At 64.7% G+C, this 13,253-nt stretch carries 14 protein-coding genes and 1 tRNA gene; 6 read left to right on the top strand and 9 right to left on the bottom strand.

What is annotated here, in order from left to right; genetic code table 11:
* Window positions 1–17: 17 nt before the first annotated feature.
* Window positions 18–368: an NAD(P)H-dependent oxidoreductase gene (locus tag EJ071_RS17170; protein WP_126098906.1), complete on the top strand. Its 351-nt coding sequence runs from the start codon at window positions 18–20 to the stop codon at window positions 366–368.
* A gap of 28 nt (window positions 369–396) precedes the next feature.
* Here EJ071_RS17170 and EJ071_RS17165 read toward each other — a convergent pair.
* A tRNA-Ile gene (locus EJ071_RS17165) sits at window positions 397–472 on the bottom strand.
* A 223-nt stretch (window positions 473–695) separates the two neighbouring features.
* Between EJ071_RS17165 and EJ071_RS17160 the strand changes: the two genes are divergently transcribed.
* Complete coding sequence (locus EJ071_RS17160) at window positions 696–1,406, top strand: SIMPL domain-containing protein (RefSeq protein WP_126098905.1); 711 nt, start codon at window positions 696–698, stop codon at window positions 1,404–1,406.
* Between the two features lie 151 nt (window positions 1,407–1,557).
* Here the strand turns inward: EJ071_RS17160 and EJ071_RS17155 are convergent, their stop codons facing one another.
* Complete coding sequence (locus EJ071_RS17155) at window positions 1,558–1,914, bottom strand: hypothetical protein (RefSeq protein WP_126098904.1); 357 nt, start codon at window positions 1,912–1,914, stop codon at window positions 1,558–1,560.
* Window positions 1,915–2,527: 613 nt separating this feature from the next.
* Window positions 2,528–2,974, bottom strand: a complete 447-nt coding sequence (locus tag EJ071_RS17150) for a YcgN family cysteine cluster protein (protein WP_126092492.1) — start codon at window positions 2,972–2,974, stop codon at window positions 2,528–2,530.
* 195 nt (window positions 2,975–3,169) lie between these two features.
* Here EJ071_RS17150 and EJ071_RS17145 point away from each other — a divergent pair, with 195 nt between their 5' ends.
* Window positions 3,170–5,440 carry an OmpA family protein gene (locus EJ071_RS17145; RefSeq protein ID WP_126098903.1) on the top strand — a complete coding sequence of 757 codons (2,271 nt, stop codon included), beginning with the start codon at window positions 3,170–3,172 and terminating at the stop codon, window positions 5,438–5,440.
* Between the two features lie 471 nt (window positions 5,441–5,911).
* Entirely contained in the window at window positions 5,912–6,427 is a 516-nt protein-coding gene (locus tag EJ071_RS17140) for a TIGR00645 family protein (RefSeq protein WP_126098902.1), read from the top strand.
* Window positions 6,428–6,581: 154 nt separating this feature from the next.
* Here the strand turns inward: EJ071_RS17140 and EJ071_RS17135 are convergent, their stop codons facing one another.
* The 3 genes from EJ071_RS17135 to EJ071_RS17125 form a co-directional block, all read right to left on the bottom strand.
* Window positions 6,582–7,448 carry an NAD(P)-dependent oxidoreductase gene (locus EJ071_RS17135; protein ID WP_126098901.1) on the bottom strand — a complete coding sequence of 289 codons (867 nt, stop codon included), beginning with the start codon at window positions 7,446–7,448 and terminating at the stop codon, window positions 6,582–6,584.
* A 105-nt stretch (window positions 7,449–7,553) separates the two neighbouring features.
* Complete coding sequence (locus EJ071_RS17130) at window positions 7,554–8,195, bottom strand: LuxR C-terminal-related transcriptional regulator (RefSeq protein WP_126098900.1); 642 nt, start codon at window positions 8,193–8,195, stop codon at window positions 7,554–7,556.
* 8 nt (window positions 8,196–8,203) lie between these two features.
* Window positions 8,204–9,079, bottom strand: a complete 876-nt coding sequence (locus EJ071_RS17125) for a S1C family serine protease (RefSeq protein ID WP_126098899.1) — start codon at window positions 9,077–9,079, stop codon at window positions 8,204–8,206.
* 169 nt (window positions 9,080–9,248) lie between these two features.
* On the opposite strand from EJ071_RS17125, the gene EJ071_RS17120 reads away from it, so the two are divergent.
* Window positions 9,249–10,193 carry a trypsin-like peptidase domain-containing protein gene (locus EJ071_RS17120; protein ID WP_126098898.1) on the top strand — a complete coding sequence of 315 codons (945 nt, stop codon included), beginning with the start codon at window positions 9,249–9,251 and terminating at the stop codon, window positions 10,191–10,193.
* A gap of 3 nt (window positions 10,194–10,196) precedes the next feature.
* Here the strand turns inward: EJ071_RS17120 and EJ071_RS17115 are convergent, their stop codons facing one another.
* Together EJ071_RS17115 and EJ071_RS17110 are read right to left on the bottom strand one after the other, a co-directional pair.
* Window positions 10,197–11,108: an arginase family protein gene (locus EJ071_RS17115; RefSeq protein WP_210211924.1), complete on the bottom strand. Its 912-nt coding sequence runs from the start codon at window positions 11,106–11,108 to the stop codon at window positions 10,197–10,199.
* 100 nt (window positions 11,109–11,208) lie between these two features.
* Entirely contained in the window at window positions 11,209–11,634 is a 426-nt protein-coding gene (locus EJ071_RS17110; RefSeq protein WP_126098897.1) for a VOC family protein, read from the bottom strand.
* A 65-nt stretch (window positions 11,635–11,699) separates the two neighbouring features.
* Here EJ071_RS17110 and EJ071_RS17105 point away from each other — a divergent pair, with 65 nt between their 5' ends.
* Window positions 11,700–12,314 carry a TetR/AcrR family transcriptional regulator gene (locus EJ071_RS17105; RefSeq protein WP_126098896.1) on the top strand — a complete coding sequence of 205 codons (615 nt, stop codon included), beginning with the start codon at window positions 11,700–11,702 and terminating at the stop codon, window positions 12,312–12,314.
* Here EJ071_RS17105 and EJ071_RS17100 read toward each other — a convergent pair.
* Window positions 12,256–13,203 (bottom strand): LysR family transcriptional regulator, encoded by a 948-nt coding sequence (locus EJ071_RS17100; protein WP_126098895.1) that lies wholly within the window; start codon window positions 13,201–13,203, stop codon window positions 12,256–12,258. The genes EJ071_RS17105 and EJ071_RS17100 overlap by 59 nt on opposite strands.
* Between the last annotated feature and the right edge of the window lie 50 nt (window positions 13,204–13,253).

Below are 13,253 nucleotides of genomic sequence, written 5' to 3'. Positions count from 1 at the left end.
CGCGTGGGAAAAGCACGGTGCGCATCTTCATCGTTCACGCCCACCCCGAGCCCTACAGCTTCAATGGCGCCCTGACCCGCGCGGCGCAGGGGGCGCTGTCTGCGGCTGGCCACGAGGTCGTTGTCTCCGATCTCTACGCTATGGGTTTCAATCCGGTATCAGACCGCCGCAACTTCACGACCGTTCGCGACCCGAACTACTACCGCCAGCAGTCTGAGGAGGCGAATGCGGCCGCCCTCGTTCTGAGCATCGCTCGCCGTGGTCTTGTCCTTCGTCTACGGGGCCACAGGGCCTACCATAAATCAACAAAATCAAAGCGATGCGCGGAGATTCGCCACCGGGACCTAGCTAACCAACGGAAGAAATAGGCGATAAAGCATTGATAAATAACGACAATGGTGGGCCCGGAGGGACTCGAACCCCCAACCAAGCGGTTATGAGCCGCCGGCTCTAACCATTGAGCTACAGGCCCCACGCGGGCTGGCTTAGTGTTTTTCGCCGCGCGGCACAAGGCTTTCGACGGCACTGGCGGCAAACGCCAAAATCAGCCCATATTCGCTCCGTACAGCGGCGTGCGCGCCCATAAGGCGCGTGAACAGGTCCGGGCCTGCACCGCACTGCCGGCAAACGACACTTTTTCTGGGTCGGGACGGAGGCGGCGGAAGATATCGGATCGCAGATCTCGAGGAGTTTTCATGACCAGACATCTTTTGCCTGTCGCGCTCGCAGCCGCGATCGCGTTTCCGGCGCTGGCAAGCGCTGCCGACACCCCGCCGCCTCCGCGCATTGTCGTCTCGGGCGAGGGCGAAGCGACCGTTGCGCCGGATATCGCGATGCTGACGCTCAGCGTCATGCGCGAGGCAAAGACCGCGCGCGCTGCGCTCGATGCCAACAACGACGCCATGGCGGCCGTGATCGCGGCGATGAAATCGGCCGGCATCGCCGATCGCGACCTGCAGACGGCAGGCATCCAGATCAACCCGCGCTACAATTACACCAACATGGCAGACGGCAGCCAGGAAGCCGAGCTTGTCGCCTACCAGGTGACGAACACGCTGTCGGTGCGCGTGCGCGATGTCGACAAGACCGGCGACATCCTCGACAAGGCGGTGTCGCTCGGCGTCAACCAGGGCGGCGGCATCGCCTTCACCAATGACGATCCGAAGGCCACCATCGTCGAGGCGCGCAAGAAGGCGGTTGCGGACGCGATCGCCAAGGCCAAGACGCTCGCCGAGGCCGCCGGCGTCAGCCTCGGCCGGGTGATCGAGATCACCGACCAGAACGTCGCGACGGTGCCGATGCCGATGAACGCCAAGGCTTTCGACGCCGCCCGCGCGGCCGTGCCGGTGCAGGCTGGCGAGAACTCCTATTCTGTCCAGGTCACCGTCACGTTCGAGCTGAAATAACAGGTAACCTGCTTCTGTCGTCGGACCGCAGACAAAAAACCCCGGGGACCGATCCTCCGGGGTTTTTTCGAGCCGCGCGCTTCAGCACTGGCTGAAGGGGCTTACTACTTATAGCGATCCTCGCAGAGGATCGTCCGTTGCCGATCCAGCCTCAGCGATAGATGATCGGGCAGCCGCGCTCGTTGGCGAAGACCACCACCACGCGGTCGCCATACTGGCGGCCGGCCACCTTCACCGTGCGCCGGCTGATGTCGACGATGCGGACGCGGTGCAGGCCCATGCGCTCGGCCTTGTCGAGCGCGCGATCCGGCGAGCAGCCGCGGCGGCGCCAGTCGCGATCGCGGCGGTAATACCCATCGTCATCGTCGCCGGTGTAGACGCCGAAACGCGGATCCTGGTTATTGCCGAAGCCGAGATAGAGGCTGTCCGCATGCGCCGCCGGAATGGCGCCCAGCGTGCCAAGCCCGACAAGGGCCGAAAGGGCTGCCGTCTTGATCTGATTGAACATCGTCTCTCTCCTTGTTGTGGGCCGCTAGCCCCTTGATTGATGATTGGCGAACCAATGTTTGCAAAATGCCTTTTCGTGTCTGAACTTTTTGCGAACCGGCCGTTCATGTCCGGTTCATGTCGAAGGAAGGCAACATCCCCGCGCGTCCACCGCCCCCGTCCGCTTCAAATCTGGAGCCGGAAACGCGCCATGGCGCGCCCGGTTCCCTTCAAGGCTCGTCCAAAATGCGAACCCGTCAGGGTTCGTCATCCAAAATGCGAACCCGTCAGGGTTCGTCGTCCAAACGCGAACCCTTCAAGGTTCGTCGTCCAAACGCGAACCCTTCAAGGTTCGTCGTCCAAACGCGAACCCTTCAAGGTTCGTCGTCCAAACGCGAACCCTTCAAGGTTCGTCGTCCAAACGCGAACCCTTCAAGGTTCGTCGTCCAAACGCGAACCCTTCAAGGTTCGTCGTCCAAACGCGAACCCTTCAAGGTTCGTCGTCCAAACGCGAACCCTTCAAGGTTCGTCGTCCAAACGCGAACCCTTCAAGGTTCGTCGTCCAAACGCGAACCCTTCAAGGTTCGTCGTCCAAACGCGAACCCTTCAAGGTTCGTCGTCCAAACGCGAACCCTTCAAGGTTCGTCGTCCAGTATATAGTCAAAATAGTCGTCCGGCTCGGCGAGATCCGTTTCCTTGGCCTTCACCCGGCCGCGGATCGATATCCCGGCCTCGTGCACGGTCTCCGCGCTTCCCGAGACCAGCCTGTGCCACCAATAGAGGTCGTGGCCCTCGGCGATCAGCCGGTAGGCGCAGGTCTTGGGCAGCCAGGTGATGGTGCGCACGTTCTGCGGCGTCAGCCCGACGCAATCGGGCACGCGCGACAGCCGGTTGGCATAGTCCGAGCAAAGGCATTTTTCGGCATCGAACAGCCGGCAGCCGACGCTCGTCCAATAGATCTCGCCGGTGTCCTCGTCCTCAAGCTTCGAAAGACAGCATTTGCCGCAGCCGTCGCAGAGTGATTCCCACTCGGCCGGGGTCATCGCCTCAAGCGTCTTGGTTTTCCAGAACGGTGCGGTCATGCGGCTGGATTTGGCCCTCCGTGGCCTTCCGGTCAAGCGTCGCTGTCGCGGTGACGCAGTATCAACATTAGAAAAACACGAAATTGCCTTCAAAAGGCCGGCCAGGCATCCTTGGCTGCTGCCAATGCCTGACGGAACCAATTGCGGATGACGAAAGTTTGGGCAGGGATGGGACCCCACTAGGAGAAAATTGATATGAAACGCCAACCACGGATTCTGGCGGGTACGGCAATCGGCCTGCTTATGGCATCCGCGCCGTTGGGCGCGTATCCGCTGCAGGCCGATTTCGGCACCTCGCAGGGAGCGCCACTGATTCTGGCGCAGGCGAACTGCGCCGAAGGCCAGTCGGCAGAGGAGTGTGCGCAAGGTGGCCAGCAGGGGGAAGCTGAGCAACCGAGGAAGAAGAAGCGCGAGCAGCAACAACAGACAGAATCGGCCCCCGCCGAACAGTCTGCCGAGCCCGAGCAGAAGCCGCGCCGGAAACGGCAGGACCAGCAGCAGATGGACACCGGCCAGGCGGAGCAAGCAGCGCCCGCCGAGCAGCAGCTCAAACCGCGCAAGAAACGCGATCAGCAGCAGCAGATCGAGGCAGCACCGGCCGATCAGGGCGGCCAGCCCGTGACCGACGAGCAGCAGCCGCGTAGGAAGAAGCGCCAGCAGCAGCAAACCGAAACCGCGCCGGCCGAGCAGCCCGCCGGACAGGCCGCGCCGGCGAACGACGAACAGCAGCCGCGCAAGAAGAAGCGCCAGCAGCAGCAAACCGAAACCGCGCCGGCCGAGCAGCCCGCTGAACAGGCCGCGCCGGCGAACGACGAGCAGCAGCCGCGCAAGAAGAAGCGTCAGCAGCAGCAAACCGAGACCTCGCCGGCCGAGCAGCCCGCTGAACAGGCGGCGCCCGCCAACGATAACACGCCGCAGGACAAGCTGCGCAAGAAGAAGCGGGATCAGCAGCAGCAGACTGAAACCGCCCCAACCGAGCAGGCGCCGAAGACCGAGGCCCCTGCCGGCGCGCCGGCGCAGCAGGCCGAGCCGCAGCAGAACAATCAGCAAGCTGCGCCGGCCGAGGGCGAACAGCCTCCGGACAAGACAAAGAAGCGCAGGAAAGCCCTCGGTCAGCAGCCCGGCGCCGGTCAAGCGGTGACGGGGGAGCAACCTTCGGCCAAGCAGCCCTCCGGCGAAGGCCAGGCGACAACCGGCGGCCAGCCCGCTACCGGCGAGCAGCCGGCCCAAGGCGGCGCGAATGCCGGCACTGCCGCACAGGGCGAAGCGCCTGCCAATGCGAACGAGGCCCCGCTCTTCGACAGCCAGAAGGATGTCGTTCGCAAGCGCAAGGGCCGTCAGCCGACCGGCCAGAACGAAAGCGGCCAGGCTGGCGTAGAGCAAGGCGGCACCGGCCAAACTGGCACCCAGACCGAGCAGCAGATGGGAGAGCAGGTGCAGAAGCCGCAACTGGCTCCGGTCGATCAAGGCCCACCACCCACCGACGACAAGGCGGCGCAGCAGGCGATCAAGCCTGAGACGATCGTTCCGGTCACCGAGGAAAAGGGCAAGCGGATAGAGCTTACGCCCGAGCAGGTTGTCCGCGAGCGCCGCCGGCCGCAGGGCGCGGACGTGGTGAAACAGTTCGGCGACCGCGTGATCGTCCAGTTCAACAACCAGACGATCGTGGAAAGCAATGAAGCGCCGCGCATCACCCGCGGCGCCAGGGATGTCTACTACGAGGATCTGCCGCGTGGCCGTACCCGCGAAATCGTGGAGCGCGACAACGGCGTCAGGATCGTCACGATCCGCAACCGCAACGGCGACGTCGTCCAGCGTTCGCGCATCATGCCGGATGGGCGCGAATATGTGCTGAGCTATGTCGACGAGCGGTATTACCAGGATGTCGACGACTGGCGTGATCCGGGCGACGACCTGCCGCCGATGCGGCTCGACATCCCGCGCCGGGACTACATCCTGGATTCGGAGGAGGTCGAGGATCCGGACGAGTACTACACCTTCCTCGAGCAGCCGCCGGTGGAGAGGGTGCAGCGCCTGTACTCGATCGACGAGGTCAAGCGCTCGGCGCGCGTGCGCGACATCGCCCGCCGCATCGACCTCGACACGCTGAACTTCGACTTCGGCTCGGCGACGATCTCCGACACCGAAGTCCAGAAGCTCGAGGGCGTGGCCACCGCCATGGAAAAACTCCTGAAGAAGAACCCGGCGGAAACCTTCCTGATCGAGGGCCATACCGACGCCGTCGGCACGCCCGACGCGAACCTCGCGCTGTCGGACCGGCGTGCCGAGGCGGTCGCCGAGGCGTTGACCAACGCCTTCGGCATCCCGGCCGAGAACCTCACGACACAGGGCTATGGCGAGGAGTATCTCAAGGTGAATACGTCCGGCCCGAACCGCGAGAACCGCCGCGTCGCCATCCGCCGCATCACCTCGCTGGTGGCGCCAGTGGCAAGCAACGAGCAGTGAACGCATGTCCCCCAAAACTGCGCAGCGGTTTGGGCGACATGCATAAAACAAAGACCCAAAGCGCGTCGCCTGAATCGTTTCAGCGCGACGCGCTTTAGCGTTTGATTTCAAAATCCTGATCCGATTTTCGGAATCAGAGCGAGAAGATGAGGGCCTGTCCGGATCCGGACCGGCCCTTTCTTTCAAAATGCAAGAAGAATTGTTCCGCTTGTCCCGCCGCGCTCATTGAATCGCCGCATTGCGGCACCCAGATTCTGGCCAGGGCGTTCCCTGCCCTGTCCCGACTCCAGCGGACACATGAGCCCCGCCGGCGCCCCTCTCCGGCGGGGCTTTTTTCTTGAAAAGAGAGCCCACCTGCCCGAAATACGGTCGAACCCTCGGAGAGCAATTCCAGGAAAAGTGCGCAGCGGTTTTTCCGTCCGGAATTGCGTAAAGACAAACAATCAGAGCGAAACGGCACCGGAACATCTCATGAAGCGTCTCGAACTCGCGATCGAATCCGTCATCCTCGCCTCGCGCTGGCTGCTGGTCGCCTTCTATCTGGGGCTCGGCTTGGCGCTGGCGACTTACGCGCTCTCCTTCGGCAAGAAGCTCTACGAGTTCGTGATGAGCGTTTTCACGCTCGGCGACACCGACACGATCCTGAAGATGCTCGGCCTGATCGACGCGGCCCTTGTAGCCTCGCTGGTGGTGATGGTGATCATTTCGGGCTACGAGAATTTCGTCAGCCGCTTCGACGGGCAGGACGGCGAGGTCCATTGGCTGGGCACGATCGACGTCGGCTCGCTGAAGGTCAAGGTCGCCTCGACCATCGTCGCGATCTCCTCCATCCACCTGCTGCAAGTGTTCCTCAACCACGCTTCCTACACGAGCGATCAGCTCATGTGGCTGACCGTCATGCATCTGGCCTTCGTCTTCTCGGCGCTTATGCTCGCCTATATCGACCGGGTGATGGCGCTGGCGAAAGGCAAGAAGGCCGCGGAGTGACGTTATGGAAGAAACCGAGGATCATTCAACGCTCGAACGGCTTCGTCTCGAACGGCTTCGTAAAGCGATCGACGAGGGGTGACCAATCCGGAAATCCGGAGCCGTTTGACTTTGAGCGCTTTATCGAGATGAAGCGACGTCCGCGCGATTTCCGTCAGTAGATATTCCTTATCTCGGTCTCTGTACGGTCAAACACCTCGTCGGGCACGAAGAAGTCGCCGGCGAGCGGGCCTTTGGCTCCCGGCGCATAGACCGAAAAATCCGTGACGCCTTCGGCGCGCAGAACCTCCTCGTCGATGTAGAAATTGCCGGTCGCCTCGCGCGACGGGCGCAGGAAGATCGCATGCGCCGCATCGGCCATAATGTCGGGCGAGCGGCTCATCGCCGCGACCGTGGCGCCGCCCAGCAGATTGCGCACGGCGGCCGTGTCGATGGTCGAGATCGGCCAAAGCGAATTGACGGCGATGCCGGCTCCGGCGAACTCGGCGCTCATGCCAAGCGTGCACATCGACATGCCGAACTTGGCCATGGTGTAAGCGACATGGTTCTTGAACCACTTGGCTTTCATGTCGAGCGGCGGCGCCAGATTCAGGATGTGAGGGTTCTTTGCCAACTTCAGGTGCGGAATGCACATTTTGGAGACCAGGAACGTGCCGCGCGTGTTGATCTGGTGCATCAGGTCGTAGCGCTTCATGTCGGTCTCCAGCGTGCCGGTGAGTTGGATGGCGCTGGCATTGTTGACGCAGATGTCGACGCCGCCGAACCGTTCCACGGTCTTTGCCACCGCATCGGCGACCTGAGCTTCGTCGCGAATGTCGCAAAGCACCGGCAGCGCCTTGCCGCCGGCTCGCTCGATCTCCTCGGCCGCGGTGTGGATCGTGCCAGGCAGCTTGGGATGCGGTTCGGCTGTCTTGGCCGCGATCGTCACATTGGCGCCGTCGCGCGCCGCGCGCAGCGCGATCGCCAGCCCGATGCCGCGCGATCCGCCCGAGATGAACAGCGTCTTTCCCTTGAGCGACATCCTTCGCCTCCCTCTGCAACAGGGAGGCAACTTGCGCGGCGGACAGCCGTGGCGCAAGGCCCAACGCGCCGGTCTGAGGGTTACGCAGCGTCGTGGCGAAAGGGTCTAAACCAGCACCAGCCCCTGCCGCATCGCTATGGCGATCGCATCGGTGCGGTTCGCCGCGCCGAGCTTGATCAGGATCGCGGCGACGTGGAACTTCGCCGTGTGAACGGAAATGTTGAGCCGCCTGGCGATCACCTTGTTGGGCGCGCCTTCAGCCAGCAGCGCCAGCACTTCCGCCTCGCGCGGCGACAATGCCGCGCGGACCTGGTTGTCGTCAGGCGTCTCGTCCTCGGATAGCTCTCCGCGGAAATCGCCATGAGCCTCTGGGGGCCCTGCCCTGCTGATGCGATAGCCGGACGCAGCCAACCGCAAGGCGGCGGCAATCAGCAGCCCGTCGGCAGAGGCAGGCAGCGTCGCAAACAGGTTGCCGGCCGACCGTTCGTAGCCGGCGCGTCGGGAGAGCAGCACGCATGGCGTTGCCGGGCTCACAGCCCGGCTTTCCAATGCCGCCTCGTCGACCAAGGCGACATCCGCCACCTGCCCCATGCCGCTGCCGGCGAGCGTCGGCAGCAGATCGTCGCTCGCCGCAAGCGCGTCGGCCAATTGCTCGGCGCGCGCCGCGTCGCCGAGCGCGATCAGCACTGTCAGCCGGTGGATTGCCGGCTCCGGTCTCGCAATCGTTTGTGCCGCGCTCTCCGCCATCGACCCTCTCAGCTCAGCGGCTTCTCGCCGATGGTGATCGAAACGTCTCGCTCAGCGCCGCCACTCAAGACGCCGAGCGTCACGGCCGTGCCGGCGCTGTCCGGCCCGAGCTTGCGGATCAGCTCGCGCGGCCCGTGCACCGCTTCGCCGTTCCAGGCGACGATGATGTCGCCGACATGCAGGCCGGCGGCCTTGGCTGGGCCGCTGTCGTCGAGGCTCATCACCATGGCGCCTTGCGTGTCGCCGTTGCGGATCGGATGCAGCCCGGCGCCGAGATAGCCGCGCGCGACATGGCCCTTTTCGCGCAGCGTCGTCACCGCCCGCTCGATCGTCTCGTAAGGCATGACCAGCGCCCGCCGACGCGGCCCGAACAGGAGCATGCCGATCAGGCCGCCCTTGGCATCGAGCACCGGACCGCCTTCGAAGCGGCCGCCGGTGTTGATGGCGAGGTTGATGCGCCGATCGATCGTGCCGCCGCGCATCGAGCGCCAGGCAGGCCCGACCTCGCCGACCGTGCCGAACACGGCAAGTGCAGCCCCTTCGCTATTGCCGACTGCGATCGCCACATGGCCGGGGCGCACGGCAGCACCCTGAGGCAGCTGCGGCAAACCGGCTGCGGCGGAGGCTGGTTTCAACAGGGCAACGCCCGTCGAAGGATCGCGTCCGACAAGCTCGGCCTTCACGGTTTCGCCCGAGGCCAGCGTCAGGTCGATCTCCTCGCCAGCCTCCACCGCTTCCTCGGCGGTGACGAAGAAGCCGTCGCGCCAATGGAAGGTGCTCGCGCTGCGGTGGTGATGCGTGGCGAAACTCGCCAGCGCCGGCGCGGCGGTCGCCGCGACGTCGGCAATAGCATCGGAAAAGGCACTGAGGTTGAAGTTGCTCATGTCGATGATCTCCTGGGTTCTGTGACCCAGATATCGCTCCAAGGCGCGCCCGCGGGTACTCGCCTGACGGCTAGTCGGTGGCCGGACTGGCCATGTGGTCAGGTCGCGGAGATTGCGGCCGCTCCGCACATATAGGCATCACTGATCCAAATCACACGGGACCCCGCCCATGGCCTTCGCCGCCGAAAAACTCCAATCCGATGACGCCCTGCTCGACGCCTATTCGGCGTCGGTCGCCGACGCCGTCGACCGCATCGGACCGGCCGTCTGCCGCATCGAGCGCATCGGCGCCGGCGGCCATGGCTCGGGTTTCGTCATCGCGCAGGACGGACTGGTTGTCACCAATTTCCATGTCGTAGGCGACGCGCGCGCCGTGCGCGTCACGATGCCGGATGGCGCCGCGCGCGAGGGCCGTGTGCTTGGCCGCGATCCCGACACCGACATCGCGCTGGTGCGCGCCGACGGCAGCTTTGCCGACGTCGCGCCGCTCGGCGATTCCAAGCGCCTCAGACGCGGCCAGATCGCGATCGCGATCGGCAATCCGCTCGGCTTCGAATGGACGGTCACCGCCGGCGTCGTTTCCGCGCTCGGCCGCTCGATGCGCGCCTCGACCGGCCGGCTGATCGACGACGTCATCCAGACGGATGCCGCGCTCAACCCCGGCAATTCCGGCGGGCCGCTGGTGTCGTCGGCGGGCGAGGTGATCGGCGTCAACACCGCCATGATCCATGGCGCGCAAGGCATCGCCTTCGCGGTCGCCTCCAATACCGCCAACTTCGTCATCTCCGAGATCATTCGCTTCGGCCGCGTGCGCCGCGCCTTCATCGGTGTCTCCGCCGATACGACCAACCTGCCGCGCCGCGCAGCCCTCCTGTCGCAGGTAACCACGAACACGGCCGTGCGCCTGCGCAGCGTCGAGAAGAACAGTCCCGCCGCGAAGGCCGGCCTGAAGGAAGGCGACATCATCGCCGCCCTCGATGGCCGGCCGGTCACCGGCGTCGACGATCTCGTACGCATGCTCGACGCCGAACGTATCGGTCGCGAAACGCTCTGCACCGTCGTGCGCCGCAGCGGGGTGAGCCAGGTGGTGGTGACGCCTGTGGCGCGCAGTTGATCTCTACCCGGGCCTGACTATCCGCCCGAGCAGCGATACCAGCATCCTTGCCAGCTCGCCGCTCGGGTCGAGGTCAGGATCGTAGATCGTCATGTCCATGCCGATGCAGCGCTGATCCTTTGCCAATGGCGACAGGATGGCGACGAGATCGTCGGGATCGATGCCGGGACTGCCGGGCGAATCCACGGCCGGCATCACCCTCTGGTCGAGCACGTCGACATCCAGATGCAGCCAGTAAGGACAATCGGCGCGCGCCAGCGTCGCCCTCGTCTTCTCCAGCACTTCTACCGCGCCCAGTTCCCGGACCGCGAAGACATCGATGCGCGTGATCGCGGTCGCGTTGATATCGGGCCAGGCGAAGTCGGGATCGCGGCTTTCGCGCTCGCCGATCTGCATCACCGCCTCGTCCGCAACGAGCGGACCCGCAATGCCCGGCCATTCGGTGAGCAGCGGCTCGCCTCGTCCGGTGGCCAAGGCCAGATCCATGCCGGCGGCGGAGCCGAGCGTAGCGTTGGCATCGTAATTGCCGGGATGGCGGAAGTCGCTGTGGCCGTCGACATGCACCAGCGCGACGGGTCCCGATTGGCGTGCTGCCGCCAGCGCGCCGAGCAGCACCGAGCAATCGCCGCCGATCACCAGCGGCCACTCGCGTTGACCGAGCGCCTTGGCGACGGCATCCGCCAGTTCGAGATTGAAACGGCGGATGGCATGGCCGTTGCGCAGCCGGGTGCCTGGCTCCGCTTCGGCGCTGTAGGCTGGCTGGTCGAGATCGACGATTGCCGCAGGCGTCAGGGCTTCGACCAGCCCGGCTTCGGTCAGGGCCTCGGGCGCGCGCCAGGTGCCGGGCACATGGCCCGGCCGCAATGGCCGCAGCCCGAGATTGGAGGGCGCCCGGATAAGGCAGATGTCACGCATGCGGCTGGGTCCAATTCAATACGCTCCAGCATAGATCGCCGCGAAGGGCTCCCGCCATACGGCCCGGGCCAAATGCCGACACCTGCTGCCAGATCGAAGCTCAGCCTCTCGCCGCGCCTTCGGCATATTGCGCCAGAAATTCTTCGCTGGGCGGGATCGGCTTGATGACGTCGATCATCACGCCGTTGGGGTCCCTGGTGATGAAATGACGCTGGCCGAAGGGCTCGTCGCGCAATGTATGCAGGATCGGCAAGCCGGCGGCGACGATACGCTCATAGACCGCGTCGGGATCGCGCACCTCGAAATTGATCAGCAGGCCGGACGTGCGTCCACGCCCCTCCTCCGGAATTGTCTCGTGGTCGCCCTGGACGATGCCGAGATTGACGCGCCTGTCCTCGCTGGAGCGCAAATGCGCATACCAGTCGCTCGTAAACAGCGGCTCGAAACGGAAATGCTTGACGTAGAAGGCCGCCGTGCCGGCGACATCGCCGGTCATAAGCACCGGATAGTAGCTCGTCGTCTTCATCTTTCCTTCTCCTGTCTCATAACATACAGTCTGTATGTAAACGCAATAACATACAGGCTGCATGTATGCAACGTCGCTCCAACCGTGACCGCACCGAGGCGACGCGCACCGATCTGATCCGCGCGGCGCGAAGACTGTTCACGGAGAAATCCTACGCCGAGACCGGCACGCCGGAGATCGTCGCGGCGGCCGGCGTGACGCGTGGGGCGCTCTACCATCACTTTGCCGACAAGCAGGCGCTGTTCGCCGCCGTCGTCGAACAGGAGGCGGCGACAGTCGCAGCGGAGATCGATCGCGCCTCGCCGGCCTCGCTATCCGCCCGCGATGCCTTGATCGCCGGCTCCGACGCCTATCTCGCGGCGATGCGCGCGCCAGGTCGCACGCGGCTTTTGCTGCTCGATGGACCCGCCGTGCTTGGCCGCGCGGCGATGGACGAGATCGACAGCCGCCACGGCAACCGATCGCTGCGCGAAGGCTTGGTCGCGGCGATGCGCGCGCGCTCGATTGTCAAGCTGCCGGTCGACGCGCTGACCGCCCTGCTGGCCGCCGCCTTCGATCGCGCGGCTTTAGCCATCGAGGCCGGCGCATCGGGTGAGGATTATCGCGCCGTTCTGGTGGCACTCATGGACGGCTTGTCTCCGGCCCCTCCTCCGTCCACACGCCCGGCTCCATCTCGTTGAAGCAGCCGAGCTGGCGCTTGAATTCATCGATCAGCCAGGATGCGGCGGGCTTGGGGCTGCGGTCGGTGCGATGCATGGCATAGAGCGGCGAGCGCACTTCGCGATAAGGCTCGAGATCGAGCTCGACCAGCCTGCCGCTGGCGAGATCGTCGGCAATCAGCCAGCGCGGCAGGCCGCCCCAGCCAAGTCCCTCACGCATCAGCGCATGCTTGGTGCGCACATCCGTCAATCGCCAGGTGCGGTAGGCAAAGACGCCATAGTCGCGGCCGCGCGTCCGCTCCGACTGGTCGGAGACGACGAGCTGGATATGCTCGCGCAAATCCTCGACGGCCACGGGTTTCGGCAGTTTCGCCAGCGGGTGGTCGGGCGCCGCCGCCGGCACCATCGAGGTGAAGCCGATGCGCAGCAGATTGACATCGGCATCGCCCTGCAAACCGCCAAAGCCTAGATCCGACTGGCCGTTGACGACCTGATCGACGATCAGGCCGAGTGAGCCGATATAAAGCCGCAGCATCACCGCCGGGAACTGGGCCTCGAAGGCTTTGAGCACCCGCACAAGCGCCGGCGAAGGCAGCGCCACGTCGACTGATATCGTCACTTCCGCCTCCAGCCCTTGGCGGTAGCCGTCGGCGCGCGAGCGAATGCGCTGCAGGACGCCGATCATGCGCCTTGCGTCCTCCAGCATGGCCTTGCCGACATCGGTCAGTTGCGGCTCGCGCACGCCTTCGCGCTCGAACAGTTTCAGGCCGAGCTGCGCTTCGAGATTGGCAATGCCGTAGCTCACCACGGACTGCGCCCGGTTGAGCTTGCGCCCCGCGGCCGAGAAGCTGCCGGTGTCGGCTACCGCCACCAGGATCTGAAGCTGGTCCAGTGTCGGGTTGGGCTGCATGATCAATCCATATTCTAGATGGATACCATGAAAATTATACCAGTTTTCCA

Source organism: Mesorhizobium sp. M1B.F.Ca.ET.045.04.1.1 (genome assembly GCF_003952465.1).
Classification (GTDB): domain Bacteria; phylum Pseudomonadota; class Alphaproteobacteria; order Rhizobiales; family Rhizobiaceae; genus Mesorhizobium; species Mesorhizobium shonense.
Note: the sequence above shows the minus strand (reverse complement) of the source record. Positions and strands in the feature narration are given on the sequence as shown.